This is a genomic window from Bradyrhizobium sp. CCGUVB1N3 (genome assembly GCF_024199925.1).
Lineage (GTDB): Bacteria > Pseudomonadota > Alphaproteobacteria > Rhizobiales > Xanthobacteraceae > Bradyrhizobium.
The window spans coordinates 3,477,284-3,493,451 of the sequence record NZ_JANADR010000001.1 but is presented as its reverse complement, the minus strand read 5'-3'; the positions used below and the strand labels follow the sequence as shown (position 1 = coordinate 3,493,451).

At 65.3% G+C, this 16,168-nt stretch carries 19 protein-coding genes, 1 tRNA gene and 1 pseudogene; 7 read left to right on the top strand and 14 right to left on the bottom strand.

Annotated features, from left to right (window positions below; translation table 11 throughout):
- Positions 1-2: 2 nt before the first annotated feature.
- The 4 genes from NLM33_RS16600 to NLM33_RS16585 all read right to left on the bottom strand — a co-directional run bounded on the left by NLM33_RS16600 (position 3) and on the right by NLM33_RS16585 (position 2,769).
- Complete coding sequence (locus NLM33_RS16600) at positions 3-509, bottom strand: tyrosine phosphatase family protein (protein WP_254097077.1); 507 nt, start codon at positions 507-509, stop codon at positions 3-5.
- Positions 510-650: 141 nt separating this feature from the next.
- A complete protein-coding gene (locus tag NLM33_RS16595) occupies positions 651-1,268 on the bottom strand; it encodes an HD family hydrolase (protein ID WP_254097076.1) in 618 nt (205 codons plus the stop codon).
- Positions 1,265-1,891 carry a DNA-3-methyladenine glycosylase I gene (locus NLM33_RS16590; protein ID WP_254097075.1) on the bottom strand — a complete coding sequence of 209 codons (627 nt, stop codon included), beginning with the start codon at positions 1,889-1,891 and terminating at the stop codon, positions 1,265-1,267. The genes NLM33_RS16595 and NLM33_RS16590 overlap by 4 nt, the downstream gene beginning before the upstream one ends.
- The gene (locus NLM33_RS16585) at positions 1,888-2,769 is read right to left on the bottom strand and encodes a folate-binding protein YgfZ (protein ID WP_254097074.1); all 882 of its coding nucleotides are present in this window, start codon (positions 2,767-2,769) and stop codon (positions 1,888-1,890) included. The genes NLM33_RS16590 and NLM33_RS16585 overlap by 4 nt, the downstream gene beginning before the upstream one ends.
- 103 nt (positions 2,770-2,872) lie before the next feature.
- Between NLM33_RS16585 and NLM33_RS16580 the strand changes: the two genes are divergently transcribed.
- The 5 genes and pseudogenes from NLM33_RS16580 (at position 2,873) to NLM33_RS16560 (ending at position 7,006) form a co-directional block, all read left to right on the top strand.
- Positions 2,873-4,207 carry a dihydroorotase gene (locus NLM33_RS16580; RefSeq protein ID WP_254097073.1) on the top strand — a complete coding sequence of 445 codons (1,335 nt, stop codon included), beginning with the start codon at positions 2,873-2,875 and terminating at the stop codon, positions 4,205-4,207.
- A gap of 224 nt (positions 4,208-4,431) precedes the next feature.
- Positions 4,432-5,311, top strand: a pseudogene (locus NLM33_RS16575) (sulfurtransferase).
- Between the two features lie 34 nt (positions 5,312-5,345).
- Positions 5,346-6,068, top strand: coding sequence for an RNA polymerase sigma factor (locus tag NLM33_RS16570; RefSeq protein ID WP_254097072.1), 723 nt, complete (start codon positions 5,346-5,348; stop codon positions 6,066-6,068).
- A gap of 88 nt (positions 6,069-6,156) precedes the next feature.
- Positions 6,157-6,678: a DUF4142 domain-containing protein gene (locus NLM33_RS16565; protein WP_254097071.1), complete on the top strand. Its 522-nt coding sequence runs from the start codon at positions 6,157-6,159 to the stop codon at positions 6,676-6,678.
- 13 nt (positions 6,679-6,691) lie between these two features.
- Positions 6,692-7,006 carry a cupredoxin family copper-binding protein gene (locus tag NLM33_RS16560; protein ID WP_254097070.1) on the top strand — a complete coding sequence of 105 codons (315 nt, stop codon included), beginning with the start codon at positions 6,692-6,694 and terminating at the stop codon, positions 7,004-7,006.
- 163 nt (positions 7,007-7,169) lie between these two features.
- Here the strand turns inward: NLM33_RS16560 and NLM33_RS16555 are convergent, their stop codons facing one another.
- The 4 genes from NLM33_RS16555 to NLM33_RS16540 all read right to left on the bottom strand — a co-directional run bounded on the left by NLM33_RS16555 (position 7,170) and on the right by NLM33_RS16540 (position 8,983).
- Positions 7,170-7,436 carry a hypothetical protein gene (locus NLM33_RS16555; RefSeq protein WP_254097069.1) on the bottom strand — a complete coding sequence of 89 codons (267 nt, stop codon included), beginning with the start codon at positions 7,434-7,436 and terminating at the stop codon, positions 7,170-7,172.
- Positions 7,437-7,618: 182 nt separating this feature from the next.
- Positions 7,619-7,996 carry a TIGR02301 family protein gene (locus tag NLM33_RS16550; protein ID WP_254097068.1) on the bottom strand — a complete coding sequence of 126 codons (378 nt, stop codon included), beginning with the start codon at positions 7,994-7,996 and terminating at the stop codon, positions 7,619-7,621.
- Between the two features lie 53 nt (positions 7,997-8,049).
- Positions 8,050-8,526, bottom strand: a complete 477-nt coding sequence (locus NLM33_RS16545; protein ID WP_371929960.1) for an NUDIX hydrolase — start codon at positions 8,524-8,526, stop codon at positions 8,050-8,052.
- A complete protein-coding gene (locus NLM33_RS16540) occupies positions 8,483-8,983 on the bottom strand; it encodes a hypothetical protein (protein WP_254097066.1) in 501 nt (166 codons plus the stop codon). Before NLM33_RS16540 ends, NLM33_RS16545 begins: the two co-directional genes overlap by 44 nt.
- 63 nt (positions 8,984-9,046) lie before the next feature.
- Here NLM33_RS16540 and NLM33_RS16535 point away from each other — a divergent pair, with 63 nt between their 5' ends.
- Positions 9,047-9,787 (top strand): SOS response-associated peptidase, encoded by a 741-nt coding sequence (locus NLM33_RS16535; RefSeq protein WP_254097065.1) that lies wholly within the window; start codon positions 9,047-9,049, stop codon positions 9,785-9,787.
- Positions 9,788-9,925: 138 nt separating this feature from the next.
- On the opposite strand, the gene NLM33_RS16530 is transcribed toward NLM33_RS16535, so the two are convergent.
- The 6 genes from NLM33_RS16530 to NLM33_RS16505 all read right to left on the bottom strand — a co-directional run bounded on the left by NLM33_RS16530 (position 9,926) and on the right by NLM33_RS16505 (position 15,865).
- Positions 9,926-11,119, bottom strand: a complete 1,194-nt coding sequence (locus NLM33_RS16530; RefSeq protein WP_254097064.1) for a CaiB/BaiF CoA-transferase family protein — start codon at positions 11,117-11,119, stop codon at positions 9,926-9,928.
- A 14-nt stretch (positions 11,120-11,133) separates the two neighbouring features.
- Positions 11,134-12,063 (bottom strand): glycine reductase, encoded by a 930-nt coding sequence (locus NLM33_RS16525; RefSeq protein WP_254105813.1) that lies wholly within the window; start codon positions 12,061-12,063, stop codon positions 11,134-11,136.
- A gap of 318 nt (positions 12,064-12,381) precedes the next feature.
- Positions 12,382-12,963: an NUDIX domain-containing protein gene (locus NLM33_RS16520; protein ID WP_254097063.1), complete on the bottom strand. Its 582-nt coding sequence runs from the start codon at positions 12,961-12,963 to the stop codon at positions 12,382-12,384.
- 8 nt (positions 12,964-12,971) lie between these two features.
- Positions 12,972-13,421: a GNAT family acetyltransferase gene (locus tag NLM33_RS16515; RefSeq protein ID WP_254097062.1), complete on the bottom strand. Its 450-nt coding sequence runs from the start codon at positions 13,419-13,421 to the stop codon at positions 12,972-12,974.
- A gap of 2 nt (positions 13,422-13,423) precedes the next feature.
- Positions 13,424-14,851 carry an FAD-binding oxidoreductase gene (locus NLM33_RS16510; protein ID WP_254097061.1) on the bottom strand — a complete coding sequence of 476 codons (1,428 nt, stop codon included), beginning with the start codon at positions 14,849-14,851 and terminating at the stop codon, positions 13,424-13,426.
- Positions 14,852-14,875: 24 nt separating this feature from the next.
- On the bottom strand, positions 14,876-15,865 hold the full coding sequence (locus tag NLM33_RS16505; RefSeq protein WP_254097060.1) for an L-threonylcarbamoyladenylate synthase: 990 nt from the start codon (positions 15,863-15,865) through the stop codon (positions 14,876-14,878).
- Positions 15,866-15,933: 68 nt separating this feature from the next.
- Between NLM33_RS16505 and NLM33_RS16500 the strand changes: the two genes are divergently transcribed.
- Positions 15,934-16,010 (top strand) — tRNA-Pro (locus NLM33_RS16500).
- The last annotated feature ends 158 nt before the right edge of the window (positions 16,011-16,168 follow it).

Genomic DNA, 16,168 nt, shown 5'->3' with positions numbered 1-16,168 from the left:
GGTCATTCGAGCTCGATCACGAACGGACGGCTCTCCACCATCATCGCGCCGGGGCCCATCTCGTCGAGCGCGCGCAGCATGCGGCCGTCGCGGCGGAGCGCGCGATCGGCGAGCTCGACGATGCGGCGGTTGGGCGAGGCAATCGGGGAGGCAGCGCGGATCTTCTTCGCGATCTCGACCTCGTCGCGATGCGGATTGAGCAAGCATGCCGCGGCAAAGGCGCTCGCGGTGGAACGGCTGATGCCGGCATAGCAATGCACGACCAGCGGCGCGCTGCGATCCCAGCCGCGGACGAAGTCCAGCACCTGGTTGATATGTCCTTCCGAGGGCGCGACGAAGCCATCCAGCTCCTCGGTGATGTCATCCATCGAGACTTTCAGATGATTGGCCGGCAGCACCGACACCGGCCGCACCACCTGCTCGACATTGGCCATCACGGTCAGCACATGGCTGGCGCCGGTGAGACGAACGGTTTCGGGCAGGGCGGCAAGCGAGCAGACGTGGATCATGGCGTTCCTTTTGGTCGCGATTATAGCCGTCACCGTAGGGTGGGCAAAGGCGCAACGCGCCGTGCCCACCATCCTGCACCTTGCTCTGATCGGTGGGCACGCTTCGCTTTGCCCACCCTACGAAGCTACGAACAAGCAGAGCTACGAAAACACCGCATTGAACCGCTCCAGAAACCGCTTCTCGGCCCTGGCGGCCGTCCATGGCGTCAGGTAGTCGCGCAGTACGGTTTCGGGCAGGCCTGGGTCGCGGCCGAACAGGCGCCTGGCCTCGCTGTCGCTGAAGCCGGCGAGTTCGATTGCTTCCAGATATGCCGCGCCGCGGTCGGCGGCCTTGATGGTCAGCGTGATCTCGTCGGGCAGCACCGCCGGCAATCCGAAGCGGATGTGGATGGCGCCGAGCAGGCGCTTCTCCACCGCCTTGTAGTGACCGTCGAGCACCGCCTTGAACGGCGAGATCATGTCGCCGATGACGTATTCCGGCGCATCGTGCAGCAGAGCGGCGAGCCGAACGCGCTGGTCGAGGCGCGGGCTTTCGTGGCGCATCACGGTTTCGACCAGCAACGTATGCTGGGCGACGGAGAAGATGTGTGCGCCAGTGGTCTGACCGTTCCAACGCGCGACGCGCGCCAGCCCGTGCGCGATGTCGGCGATCTCGACGTCGAGCGGCGAGGGGTCGAGCAGATCGAGCCGGCGGCCGGACAGCATGCGCTGCCAGGCGCGGGACTGCAGATCGGTTGCGGCGCGCTTGCCGGCCTTCATTTGACTTTGAGGCGTAGCTTGCGCTGCGTCTTGCCGCAGGTCGCGTGGCAATGGCAGTCGACGAGATGGTCGTTGACCATCCCGGTCGCCTGCATGAAGGCATAGACGATAGTGGGGCCGACGAATTTGAAGCCGCGCGAGGACAGCTCCTTGGAGATCTGCACAGACAGCGGCGTCGAGGCAGGCACGCTCGCGGTGGTCTTGAACTTGTTGACCAGAGGCCTGCCGTCGACGAAATCCCAGAGCAGCTTCGAGAAGCCGGGGCCCTTGTCCATGATCTCCAGATAGGATTTTGCGCTCAGAATCGTGCCGTCGATCTTGGCGCGGTTGCGCACGATGCCGGCATCGTTCATCAGCGCATGCACCTTCTTGGCGTTGTAGCGCGCGATCTTCTCCGGTTGGAAATCATCGAAGGCTTTGCGGAAATTGTCGCGCTTGCGCAAAATCGTGATCCAGGAGAGGCCGGCCTGAAAACCGTCGAGAATCAGCTTCTCATAGAGCGCGCGGTCGTCATATTCCGGCACGCCCCATTCGGTGTCGTGATAGGCAACGTACAGCGGATCTTCGCCGGGCCAGGGGCAACGCGTCAGGCCGTCGGCATGCAGGCGAGGGGCGCGGCTCATGCGACGGGCTGTTTCGCTGGAATGCGGACCACATCGGGTTCCGCGAGCCTCACATTGAGCCCGCCGGCGGTGAGCGTCTGTCCGGCATCGAGCGCGTCGGCGACACGATCGATGCGCACCAGCGCAATGCCCTTGCCCTGCGCCGTCGAGCCGATGGTGCCGACCGGCTTGTCGCCGGCGAGGATGGTCGCGCCCGCCTCGGGCGAAGGGCCGTCGAGCAGCACCTTGACGCTGCGCGTGCGCGCAGTGCCGCGATGCTGCATGCGCGAGACCACCTCCTGGCCGACATAGCAGCCCTTGTCGAAATCGACGCCTGCAAGGCGATCCATGTTGGTCTCGTGCGGGAACGCATCGCCATACATGAAGTCGAGCCCGCCGCGCGGCACGCCGAGCGCAATGCGATGCGCGTCATATTCGGACGCATCGACGAGCTCGGCGCCGATCAGCGCGGCCAGCTTCTCCTTGAGTTCCGCGGGGACCAGGATGCGCAACCCGAGCCGCTCGTCGCGCGGGTCGGTGAAAGCAAGGTCCGGCTGGGCGGCAGGCTTGCCGTCCCAGCCTGCGAGCACGCCGAGGTCGTCGGAGAGATTTTCCACGGTGACCTTGGCGCGCAGCTTGTAGAACTTCAGCTTGGTGGCGAGGGTTTCCGCGAGCGCCTTCGGGCAGTCGATCAGGAAGCCGCCGCCATGGCCGGCGGGTGCCTCCGTGATCAGGAAATCCACGATGATCTTGCCCTGCGGCGTCAACAGCGCGCCGAATCGGCCGAGCCCGGGCTTGAGCCTGCCGATATCCGTGGTGAACAGGCCGTTGAGGAAGCTCTGCGCATCCTCGCCTGCGACCTTGACCACGCCCCGATCGGGGAGAAACGCTGCTTTCATTGCGAAAATCTCTTGCGACATGTCGGCTTCGAACGTAAGCCCGCCCTGCTTAAACGACAAGGCCTGGAGCCCTGCGCCTGAGGGATGAGAGAGACTGATAGCCATGACCCAGCGTTTTGACGTGATCCTGAAATCCGGCACGGTGGTCAATCAGGACGGCGAGGGCGTCCGCGACATCGGCATCAAGGATGGCCGCATCGCGGAGATCGGTTCGCTCGCGCAAGGCGCGGCGGCGGAGGTGATCGACTGCAAGGGCCTGCACATCCTGCCCGGCGTCATCGACACGCAGGTGCATTTCCGCGAGCCCGGCCTGACGCACAAGGAAGATCTCGAGACCGGTTCGCGCAGCGCCGTGATGGGCGGCGTCACCGCCGTGTTCGAGATGCCGAACACCTCGCCGCTCACGGTGACGGAAGCCGATTTCACCGACAAGGTGAAGCGCGGCCATCACCGCATGCATTGCGATTTCGCCTTCTTCATCGGCGGTACGCGCGAGAACGTGCAGGATCTGCCGCATCTCGAGCGCGCGCCGGGCTGCGCTGGCGTCAAGGTGTTCATCGGCTCCTCGGCCGGCGCGCTGCTGGTGGAGGACGACGACAGCCTGCGCCGCATCTTCCAGGTGATCCGCCGCCGCGCCTCGTTCCACGCGGAGGACGAATATCGCCTCAACGAGCGCAAGTCGTTGCGCATCGAGGGCGATGCGCGCTCGCACCCTGTTTGGCGCGACGAGGCCGCGGCGCTGCTGGCGACGCAGCGCCTCGTGAAGCTCGCGCGCGAGACGGGCAGGCGCATTCACGTGCTACACATCTCGACCAAGGAAGAGATCGAGTTTTTGCGCGACCACAAGGATGTCGCCTCCTGCGAGGCGACGCCGCATCACCTCACCATGGCCGCGCCTGAATGCTATGAGCGGCTCGGCACGCTCGCGCAGATGAATCCGCCGGTGCGCTCGGCCGATCACCGCGCCGGCATCTGGCGCGGCATCGAGCAGGGCATCGTCGACATCCTCGGCTCCGACCATGCGCCACATACGCTGGAGGAGAAGCAGAAGACCTATCCGGCCTCGCCCTCGGGCATGACCGGCGTGCAGACGCTGGTGCCCTTGATGCTCGATCACGTCAATGCCGGCCGGCTGTCGCTCACCCGCTTGGTCGATCTCACCAGCGCCGGCCCCGCGCGTCTGTTCAACATCGCCTGCAAGGGCCGCATCGCGGCAGGCTATGATGCGGACTTTACCATCGTGGACCTGAAGCGCAGCGAGACCATCACCAACAAATGGATCGCCTCGAAAGCTGCTTGGACGCCTTACGACGGCGTACGCGTCACGGGCTGGCCGGTCGGCACCTTCGTCCGCGGCAAGCGTGTGATGTGGCAAGGCGAGCTCGCGGCGCCGTCACAGGGCGAGCCGGTCCGGTTTCTGGAGACGCTGAAGCAGTAGGATCTAGTGCCGCGCGTACAACGTTCGTCCCGTCATCCTGAGGTGCGCGCCATGCGGTGCACCTGCACCGCATGGCAAGCCTCGAAGGATGAACGGCCGGGATGCAGTCGGGCCGTAGCCCTTCGAGGCCTCCGCTACGCTCCGGCGCCTCAGGGTAACGGTGATAGATTTGTGCGCGTGGCTCTCGGGGATGTACAATCCCTTGCGATAGCGAGGATGCGAGAATGACCCAGCCCACATCCCTCGTCTCCACCGAACAGCTCGCGGCCATGCTCGGCCAGCCGCACCTCCGCCTCTACGACTGCACGACCTATCTGGAGCCGGCGCCGCAAGGGAGCACCGATCCCTATCTCGTCGTGTCGGGCCGCAAGACGTTTGAGGCCGGCCATATTCCCGGCGCGGATTTCCTCGATCTGCAAGGCGAGTTCTCCGACCCATCCACGCATCTGCGCTTCATGATGCCGGCGACAGCGCAGCTCGAGAGCGCCTTCGGCCGCTACGGCCTCGATGCGTCGAAGACGATCGTGCTCTACAGCATCGGCAGCATGATGTGGGCGACGCGGTTCTGGTGGATGCTGCGCTCGCTCGGCGTCGATGCGCGCGTGCTTGATGGTGGTTTCGACAAGTGGAAGGCGGAGGGGCAACCGGTAGAGCAAGGGCCGCCGGGCGGCTATCCGGCGACGACCTTCAAGGCCGCGCCGCGCGAAGGCTTCTTTGTCGACAAATCCGCCGTGCTCGCGCAGATCGACGATCCCTCCACCACGATCGTCAACGCGCTCGGGCCACAGTTTCATCGCGGGCAGGAACCGAGCCGCTATGGGCGGCGCGGTCGCATTCCCGGCAGCGTCAACGTCCCGGCGGCAACGCTGGTCAATGCCGCCGACAAGACGCTGACCACGCTTGCCGATGCCGAAGTGAAATTCGCTACGCAAGTGCGTCACACGCGACAAAAACGTGATCTGCTATTGCGGCGGCGGCATTTCCGCGACCATCGATCTCTTCCTGCTGGCGCAACTCGGCTACGACAGGCTGACGCTCTACGACGGTTCCATGGGCGAATGGGCCAAGGATCCTGAGCTGCCAATCGAGACGGACAGAGAGTAGATTGGCGGGAACCTTTTGGGCGGTCCTGCATCCAATGTCCGGAAAAGCTGGAGACGAGCCCGTGACCGCCATCCGCCGCACTGCAATATCGGAAGCCGCAGGTCTGGCCGAGGCCGAGCTGGTCGAGCGCGCGCGGGCCCGCGACGAGGCGGCGCTGCGCGCGATCATGCAGGCCAACAATCGCAGGCTCTATCGGCTGGCGCGCGGCATCCTGCGCAGCGACAGCGAGGCCGAGGATGTGGTGCAGGAGACCTATGTTCGGGCGTTCACGCATCTCGACGGCTTTCGCGGCGAGTCCGGCCTGTCGACCTGGCTGTCGCGCATCGCCATCAACGAGGCGCTCGGCCGGGTGAGAAGCCGGAAGGTGCATGTCGAGCTCGGCGCGCTGCCCGAAGCAGCGCTCGAAGCCCAGATCATCCAGTTCCCCGTGTCCTCCACCGCAGGCGATCCGGAAAAATCCATGGCCCAACGTGAAATCCAGCGCGTCGTCGAGCACGCAGTCGATGAACTGCCCGACGTCTTCCGCATGGTCTTCATCGCGCGCGTGATGGAGGGCATGACCATCGAGGAGACCGCGGAATTGCTCGGCGTCAAGCCTGAAACCGTGAAGACGCGGCTGCACCGCGCCCGCACGATGCTGCGGGAGAATGTCGAGAAGAAGATCGGACCGGTGGTGATGGATGCGTTCCCGTTCGCCGGCCAGCGCTGCGAGCACCTGACCGAGATCGTGCTGAAGCGGCTCGGCGTCGGCGCGTAATTTTCTCGGGAACGTCCGCGACGGTTTTCCATCCAACGCCTGTGAGGTCACATGCCGGAGACGACCGGCACCACAGGAGTGTCAAGCCATGTTCATTCGATGCAGCGCGGCGATCGCCACGATCGCCCTTCTGATCAGCCCTGCGCTGGCGCAAGGCGCAAAGCCCACTGATCCGCAGATCGCCCATATCGCCTACACCGCGGGCGCGATCGACATCAATGCCGCTAAGCAGGCGATGAAGAAGGCGAACAACAAGGACGTCAAAGCGTTCGCGCAGGACATGGTGCGCGACCACGAGGCGGTGAACAAGCAGGCGCTCGCGCTGGTCAAGAAGCTGAACGTCACGCCGGAGGACAACGACACCAGCCGCACGCTGTCGAAGCAGGCGAGCGACAAGCTCGCCGAGCTCGATAAGCTCAGCGGCGCGGCCTTCGACAAGGCCTATGTCGAGAACGAGGTCGCCTATCACAAGGCGGTCAACGGCGCGCTCGAGACCCAGCTCATTCCGTCGGCGAACAATGCGGAGCTGAAGGGCCTGCTGCAAACGGGCTTGAAGATTTTTCAGGGTCATCAGCAGCACGCCGAGCACGTCGCGGCCGAGCTGAAATAGGTTGGAGGCGATGATGTCGGGACGGCTGTTGGCGATGACCGCAATCCTGCTCGCGTCGATGCTGGTCCCGGCGCGCGCCGCATCGGTGCAGATATCAATGGAGAATCTCGAGATATCGCCGGCTGACGTCTCGGCGAAGGTCGGCGACACCGTCGAGTGGACCAACAAGGACGTGTTTGCCCACACTGCGACGGCGAGGAACGGCGATTTCGACGTGAACCTGCCGGCGAAGAAGTCGGCGACGTTCGTGCTGAAGAAGGCGGGGATGGTGGAGTACTATTGCCGCTATCATCCGAACATGAAAGCGACGCTCAGCGTAGAGCCGTGACGTTTTCCCCTGCGATATCAGGAAAAACTCCCGGTGCTTTGCGGACTATTGCTTATCTCGTGACGCGCGCTTTCGTGCGATCCTGAGCGCAGCCATCGCGACCTGTCGCGAGGTCATTCATCCGCAGACTTCGCCCCGCCGCTTCCGGCGGGGTGATTTTAGGCTACTGCTTGGCGAGCGCGACCGAGAATTCGCCGTTGCGGATGCGGGCAGGAAAGCCCTCGACAAATTTCGCCACCGCGTCCTCGCCATAGGTGCCGACGAGCTCGGCAAGCGCCGCAAACAGGCTCGCCTGTGCGAGGCAATCGCCGTCGACGCCGTCATGGCGCGCTTCCGCCCAGGCCTCGTTGAGATAGCTCAGGGCAGCCTGCTTCTGCTCGTGGTCGGGCAGCGGTGCGCGGGCGGGGGCGTAGGACACTGGAATGCTCATGAAACTCGAATGGCTGGAGGCGCAATCCACGGCGATGCGCTGCCTGAGAGGTGTAGCACGCAGATTAACGCCGCCTAGGCCACATCTTTAGGAAAGGTTAACGGAGGTGAACAATGTGGATGAGTTGTTCTTGCGACACACTCTCCGACCTCAGAGCTTCACTGACGAGATCGCGTTTGAATTCAGTTCGCGTAACGCGCCGTGAGGTCGCGGGAGATTTTCGACCCTTCCTCGATGTAGCGGCGGATCGCTACCGTCGCGGCCGGCGTGCAGCTCCGGTAGGTCTGCTGAAAACCGTTATAGCCGCGGTTGAAGCCGGCGATCATACGCGTGCGGCGCTCGCCGGAGGGGGTTTCGGCGTCGATCAGCGCCTGCATCTCGTTGCGCCATTTGTTGCCTTCATTGGCCCCGCAGATGCCGCGCAGGTAGTGCAGGCCGCCGAGGATTTCCGCCAGCCGCTGCAAGTCGCCGTCGAACGGCGCAGCCACGTCCTGGGCCCGGGCGGGCAGGACGACGCAGGCAAGAATCAGGGCCAAAATGGCCGGAAATCGCTTGGACATCGGGGCGTGTATGCCCCTTAAGGGCGGCAGACGCAAGGCAGCCGCCCCGGCCCTCAGGACCCGATCAGGCGCGCTGCGGCCTGGATGACTTCGTCCAGCCCCCAGGTGAGCTTGAGGTCGCCAAGGCCGCCCAGCGCGTCGGGAGCGAGCCAGCGGAAATCGTCCAGCTCCTCGTTCAGAACCGGCTCCCTGGCCGTCCAGCGCGCCGCAAAGGACATGATCAGGTAGTGGCCGGCGCCGCCCGTGGACGGCAGCACCTCGCGCCAGCCGGCGAGACCCACGATCTCGATCGCCAGCCCGGTTTCCTCGTCAACCTCGCGCGCCAGCGCCTGGTGCAGCGATTCGCCGAACTCGACACGGCCGCCCGGCAGCGAATAGAAGCCCTTGGCCGGCGAGCGGGCGCGGCGAACCAGCAGCACCTTGCCGTCGCGGAAGATCGCGGCGCTGACCGCGAGCTGGGGATGGCTCGGCTGCATGGCGTCGGCCTCAATTCGACATGATGGTATCGACGTCGGCTTCTGCGCCGCCATTGATGATACCGCCGCAGGCCGCGATCAGCGGCTTGACCCAGAGGGTGGCCTGTTCGGCGAGCCGCACGCGCGTCGTATCCTTTTCCACCTCGCGCATGGCCGACCCGACCGCAGTCAGGATCGAGGTCATGGTGTCGGTGATGTGGTCGAACTGGGCGCGCACGTTGGGAGCGGCCTTCTCATAGGCCTCGATCGCGAGATCGCGCGCCTTGAAGTTCGAGGCCGTGAAATGCTCGGCATAGGACAGCGGCGTCCAGGTCAGGAAGTCTTCGGCGCATTCCGGCATGTCCGGGACCATTTCGAGCAGCATGACGGCTTCATTGAAATGGTTCAGATAGTCGGTGGCAAGCCCGGTCCGTGGGTTGATGTTGGCCACACGCAGCCGCTCAGCCCAGGCCGCCGCCTCGGGGCCCGTCACTACATGTGTCCGCGCGGGTTCGGCGACCATTGAGCTCATCGGCCGCAGTGTTAACGTTGGGGGTTAAAAGGTGCTGAACGGACCCCATATAGGCGCTCAAGGATGTGCGGACGCTTCGTCATAACCTCGGCCCCGGCGGCTTTGCGGCAACTCTTTGGCTATCTCGATCAGCCGAATTTCCCGCCACGGTACAACGTCGCCCCGACACAACCAATTCCGGTGGTGCTGGTCGACAAGGGCGCGCGGCATTTCCAGCTCATGCGCTGGGGGCTGCTGCCGACCTGGGTGAAGGATCCCCGTGGTTTTACGTTGCTGATCAACGCGCGCTCGGAGACGGTGCTGGAAAAGCCCGCCTTCAAGAACGCGATTCGCAGGCGCCGCGGCCTGATCCCGGCCGACGGTTACTACGAGTGGAAAGCGGTGGACGGCCGCAAGCAGCCGTATTTCATCCACCGCGCCGACGGACAGCCGCTCGGTTTCGCCGCGGTGTTCGAGACATGGGTCGGGCCGAACGGCGAGGAGCTCGACACGGTCGCGATCGTCACGGCGGCGGCGAGCGAGGATCTCGCCGCGCTACATGACCGCGTGCCGGTGACGATTTCGCCGAAGGATTTCGAACGCTGGCTCGATTGTCGCGGCGACGAGGTCGACGCGATTCTGTCGCTGATGACAGCCCCGCGGATCGGCGAGTTCGCCTGGCACCCGGTTTCCACCCGCGTCAACCGCGTCGCCAATGACGATTCGCAGCTTTTGCTGCCGATCAGCGCCGAGGAGATGGAGGCGGAAGCGCCGAAGAAGAAGGTGGCGCGAAAAGCCGTTGGCGCGTCGTCGGATGACGGGTAGGGGTCGTTGTTCTGATTGCAGGCGCCGTAGGGTGGGCAAAGGCGCAACGCGCCGTGCCCACCATCTCTCAGGTTACTCGATGCGGTGGGCACGCTTCGCTTTGCCCACCCTACGACTGCGGAGTTTGTGGCGCCGCCCTCACACAATCTCCCTTGCCCTTAACGCCGCGATCTCCGCCGCGTCGAAGCCCAGCTCGCCCAGCACCGCATCCGTGTCCGCGCCGAGCTCCGGCGCCATGTGGTCGAGCTTGCCGCCGCCGTGCGCGAGCTTGAACCCGCTGCCGGCGAAGCGCAGGCGGCCGTACGGAGTGTCGAGCTCCTGGATGGCGCCGCGCGCCGCAATCTGCGGATGGTCGATGATCTCCTCGATTGTCCAGATGCTGGCGCAGGGCGCGCCGGCGTCCTCCAAAATCGTCTCCCATTCGCGCGGGCTCTTCGTCGCCAGCGCCTCCTCGATGATCGCGCGCAGCGCAGGCTCGTTCTCGTTGCGCGAGAACCAGTCGGCAAAGCGCGGATCGCCGAGCGTGTCCGCGCGGCCGAGCGCCGTCATCAGTGCGCGGTATTGCTTCTCGTTGTTGACCGCGAGCAGGATGTAGCCGTCGCCGCACCTGAACAGGTTCGCGGTGGTCTTGCGGCTCACGGCCTGATTGCCCGAGAGCTGCTGGCGATGGCCTGCGACCGACCAGTCCGCGATCTGGCCCGACAGGAACGCCAGCGTCGCCTCCAGCATGGAGACGTCGACGAGCTGCCCCTTGCCGGTGCGGTCGCGCTGATAGAGCGCGCTGGACACGGCGAACGCCGCGGTCGCGCCCGAAAGCACGTCGCAAACCGCAAAGCCCGCGCGCGTCGGCCCGGTCTCGGGATGGCCGGTGATGGCCATGATGCCGGAGAGCGCCTGCATCTTGCCGTCATAGCCGGGGCGCAGCCGCTCGGGGCCGGTCTGGCCGAAGCCGGACACGGCGCAATAGATCAGCTTTGGATTGACCGCGGAGAGCGCCTCATAGCCGATCCCGAGCTTGTCCATCACGCCCGGGCGAAAGTTCTCCATGACGACATCGACATGCGCGGCGAGCTTCCTGACGATTGCGATCGCATCCGGCTTTTGCAGATCGAGCGTCAGGCTGCGCTTGTTGCCGTTGATGGCCTGGAACGCGGGCGCAAGCCCACGCTCCGCCCATTCGCGGCTGAGCGGCGTCCGGCGCATGTCCTCGCCCTCGCGCCGCTCGACCTTGATGACGTCGGCGCCCAGCAGCGCGAGCTGGTAGCTCGCATAGGGGCCGGCGAGCACTTGCGTGAAGTCGAGGATCTTGACGCCTTCGAACGGCCTCGTCACGTCGCGTTCTCCCGTCAGGCCGCGCGATTGCCGCGCGCGATCTCCTTCTGCTTGTCGAACTCGGCGCGCCGCCGTGCGAGCTCCTCAGGGCTTAGCTGCGCGACGTTGTTGTAGTCGAGCTTCCAGGAAGCGTCCTCGCTCCAGCGCAGCGGCGATTGCATCGTTGTGCGCGGGCCGCTGGCGGACTCGAGGAGCCTCAATGCGAGCTCCAGCGTCTGCGCCTGCGAGGCGATATCATGCGGCTTGCCGGCGGAATTGCCGAGCGGGAAGTCGGAGAACAGGAAGCGCGGCACGGCTGTGTGCTCGACGATGTCCTTGGCGCAGCCCATGACCACGGTGGGAATGCCGCTCTCCTCCAGATGCCGCGCGACCAGCGCTGTGGTCTGGTGGCAGACCGGGCAGTTCGGCACCAGGACTGCGACATCGACCTTATCGGTGAGGCAGCGCGCCAGAATCTCCGGCGCGTCGGTGTCGAGCGTGACGCGATGGCTGCGGTTGGTCGGCGCACCGAAGAAGCGCGGGCTCATCTCGCCGATGCGCCCCGCGGCGGAGGCCTTCAGGAGCTGCGGCAGCGGAAACCAGGTGCCGCTGTCGGTCGCGCTCGTGTGCTTGCGATCGTAGCCGATGTGGGAGATGCGCAGATCGTGCGGTTGCGAGGTGTCGCCGTCATAGACCTCGTAGAACTTTGCGCCGCCATTATACGCCGCGCCCGGCCCCTGGTCGCCCTTGGTCGGATCGTAAGGCGCGGCCGTGGTGATGATCGTCACGCGCGATTGCGCCAGCGGTCTCTTCAGCGGCTGGAACGGTGCGTCGACATAATGCGCCCAGCGATACGGCGTGCTGTAGCCGATGGCCGCGTAGTAATCGCGGGTCCGCTGCATATAGGGAATGGGGGCGTCGTAGTCGGGCGCAAAGCCGAATTCATCATCGCGCGGAGCTGATATGGAAGCCGACATGGGGCGCGTCTCCTCTCGTTCTCGTTGCGGATAGAGTAGAGATAGTCTGCGATTTGCTCAACAGCGGGCAGGGCGCCGCAGGTCAGAATTGCAGGCGTGTTGGAGCAAATTGTCTGCCGCCTTCCCCTCTCCCCTTGTGGGAGAGGGTGGCTCGCCGCGTTAGCGGCGAGACGGGTGAGGGGTCTCTCTCCGCGAGAGAAGCTCTCAACGATCGAACGCGTGGATAGAGACCCCTCATCCGGCGCTTCGCGCCACCTTCTCCCGCAAGGGGAGAAGGGATGGCACCTTGCAAGTGGCTCGACCTACCTACCGGAACACATGCAGCGCCGCATATTGCAGCAGCATGATCGTCTTCGCATCCACGATGCGGCCGTCGGCGATCATCGCCAGCGCTTCGTCGATCGACAGCTCCAGCACCTCGATCTCCTCGCCCTCGTCGACGAGGCCACCGCCGTCGCCAATCCGCATCTCCGGTTCGTATTCCGCGACGAAGAAGTGCAGCTTCTCCGTTACCGCGCCAGGGGTCATGAAGGCCTCGAACACCTTTTGGACGTCGTGCAGCCGATAGCCGATTTCCTCCTCGGCTTCAGTGCGGATGCGCGCTTCGGGATCGGCGTCGTCGAGCATGCCGGCGGCGGCTTCGATCAGCAGGTCGTCATAGCCGTTGACGAATGTCGGATAGCGAAATTGCCGTACCAGCACGACCGTGCGCCGCTTGCGGTTATAAGGCAACAGCGTCGCACCGTTGCCGCGGTCATAGACCTCGCGCACCTGCGTCTGCCATTCGCCAGTGTTGCGGCGCCAGTCGAAGGTCGTGGCCTTCAGCAGGTACTTCTTGTCCGAAAGCACACGGACATCTTTGACGCGGACGCGATCGGAAACGGACATGCAGGCCTCTAAGGGGTCGGGTCGCGGCCGTCGAGCCATTTGGCGAACATCACCGACGTTGACTCTTCGAAGCCGAGGGACGTGTAGAACGCGCCGGCCTGCTTGTTCTCGCGGCGGACCAGGAGCTGGAGTTTTGCGATGCCGGCCTGGCGCAGCCAGTCCTCGGCGGCGGCCATGATGCCGCTGCCATAGCCGCGCTTGCGGCAATCGGGATCCACCGCGACGTAATAGATCCAGCCGCGATGGCCGTCATGGCCGACCATCGCGCTGGCCACGATCGCAGCGCCGTCCCGCCCGATCAACACGGTCGAATTGGCCTCGCGCCGCGCCAGCGCGATATCGGCATGCGGATCGTTCCAGGGCCGTGTCAGGCCGCAGCTCTGCCACAGCGCAACGACGGTCTCAATATCGGCATCCGCAATCTCTGCGATCGCGAGCGGGGAAGGGGACGCGGGCACGTTCACAGCACTTTACCGGGGTTCATGATTTGGAGGGGGTCGAGCATTGCCTTGACCTGCCGCATCAATTCGATCGCGGTCTTGTCCTTCACGTCGGGCAGTTCGTCGCGCTTGAGTACGCCGATGCCGTGCTCGGCCGAGATCGAGCCGCCCATGCGCAGCACGATCTCGAACACGACCGTGTTGACGTCGTGCCAGCGGGCGAGGAAGTCGGCGGTGTTGGCGCCGACCGGCTGGCTGACATTGTAATGCAGATTGCCGTCGCCGAGATGGCCGAACGGCACCGGCCGTGCGCCGGGGATCAGCTTGACCACCGCGGCATCGGCTTCCGCGATGAAGGCCGGCACCGCGGCGACGGGAACGGAGATGTCGTGCTTGATCGAGCCGCCCTCCGGCTTCTGCGCCGCCGACATCTCGTCGCGCAGCTTCCAGAAGCCGGCGCGCTGCGTGAGGTTCGCGGCGATCACTGCGTCGTCGACGATCTCCTCCTCCATCGCACGGGTGAGGATCGATTCCAGCGTGGCGCGCGCATCGTCACGCGGCGAGGACAATTCCATCAGCACGTACCAGGGATGCTTCTGCTCGAGCGGATCGCGCACGTCGATGCCGTGGCGGATCGAGAAATCGACCGCCATCTCCGCCAACAGTTCAAAGCTCGTCAGCGCGGTCGACGCCTCGCCCTGCGCGATGGTCAGCAGCTTCAGCGCCTCCGCCGGCGACTTCAGCCCGACGAATGCGGTCTCGATCGCCCGCGGCTTCGGAAACAGTTTCAAGGTCGCAGCCGTGATGATGCCGAGCGTGCCTTCGGCGCCGATGAAGAGGTTATGCAGGTTATAGCCGGTGTTGTCCTTCTTCAGCTTCGACAGAGCGTTGAGCACGCGTCCGTCGGCTAGCACGACCTCGAGCCCCAGCGCCATCTCGCGCGCGACGCCATAGGCGAGCGCGGCGGTGCCGCCGGCATTGGTCGACAGATTGCCGCCGATGGTGCAGCTGCCCTCCGCGCCCAGCGACAGCGGGAACAGGCGATCGACCTCGGCCGCCTTCTGCTGCGCGATTTGCAGCACCACGCCGGCCTCGCAGGTCATGGTGTTGGAGGCGGTATCGACCTCGCGGATCTTGTCCAGCCGGCGCAGGGACACCACCACCTCGCCATTGTGCGGCGTCTGACCGCCGACGAGGCCGGTGTTGCCGCCCTGCGGCACCAGCGCGATTTTGTGTTCGGAGGCGAGCTTGCAGATCGCGGAAACTTCCGCGGTCGTCGCGGGCCGCAGCACCAGCGGCGAGCGACCGTGGAACAGGTTACGCTCCTCGGTGAGGTAAGGCTCGATGTCGGCCGGGTCGGTCACGGCATATTTGGCGCCGACAATGGCGCGGAATTTCTCGATCAGCTCCGGCGCAAGCGGAGCGACGGCAGGTGTCGTGACGTTCATCTCTTCTTCTCTCTTCACCGCGTGTTACCGCGCCACCGCTGCGCGCCGCAGCCGGTCGTTGATCGCTTCGCCGAGCCCTTCCTCAGGCACCGCCATCACCGCGATGGCGCGCGGGCTCTTCGCATCGAGGGCGCGAAGATAGCCGAACAGGTTGGCGGCAGCTTCATCGAGATCACCGCTCGCTGACAAATTCATGACGCCGGCGCCCTGTTCGGCGCCGGGTAGCAGGGCCGATCCGAAGGCAAGCAGCACCTCGCCGGGCGCGACATCATGCGCATTGAGCCGCACTGTGGCGCGTGGCGCGTAGTGCGAGGCGAGCATGCCGGGCGCGAGCGGCTGGCTGTCGTCGCTCTCGACATCGTGCGGCGGCCGCGCCAGCGGCGCACCCAGCACGGCCTCGATTTTTTCGCGCGACAATCCGCCGGGGCGAAGCAGCGTCGGCGCCTCGAAGCAGCCGAGAATGGTCGATTCGACGCCGACCTCGACCGGCCCGCCGTCGACGATCAGGTCGATCCGCCCCGCAAGATCGCTTTCCACATGCGCCGCCAGCGTCGGCGAGACATGGCCGGAGATGTTCGCCGACGGCGCCACCACCGCCCCGTCGAAGGCGCGCAGGATCGCCTGCGCGACGGGATGGGCGGGGACGCGAATCGCGACCGTATCGAGCCCGGCGGTCGCAAGCTCAGCGACCGGGCAGTCATCCGTCTTCGGCACCACCAGCGTCAGCGGCCCCGGCCAGAACGCTTGCGCGAGCCTGATCGCCTGCGAATTGAACCGTCCAATGCGCCTTGCGGCGGCGAGGTCGGTGACATGAGCGATCAGCGGATTGAAGGCGGGGCGGCCCTTGGCGGCGTAGAGATGGGCGATCGCGGTCGCGTTGGCGGCATCCGCACCGAGCCCATAGACCGTCTCGGTCGGGAACGCGACCAGCCGGCCTGCCCCAAGCGCCCGCGCGGCGGCATCGGTGGCGGCCGGTCCGGCCGATAGAATCTGGGTGGTCAGGCCCGTTTTCACTGGGACAAAATTCCTCAAATCGGCCGCTTGCGGTGTGCCAAACCCGACGCTATAAGCCGCCTTCTTGTCGGAGTGTGGCTCAGCCCGGTAGAGCACTGCGTTCGGGACGCAGGGGTCGCAGGTTCGAATCCTGCCACTCCGACCATTATTTCCAAAAGTCGACGTTTTGCAGAGGCTTGGCGGGAAACCGCCGCAGCTTGCGGTGCCTTTTTGCACGGATTTCAGGGGGGCGTCCACGGCCGATTCTGGGCCGGCAGGGCGGCCTGTGCGCGCGGCATGGCTCGGGACGGTCCGCTCCAACGG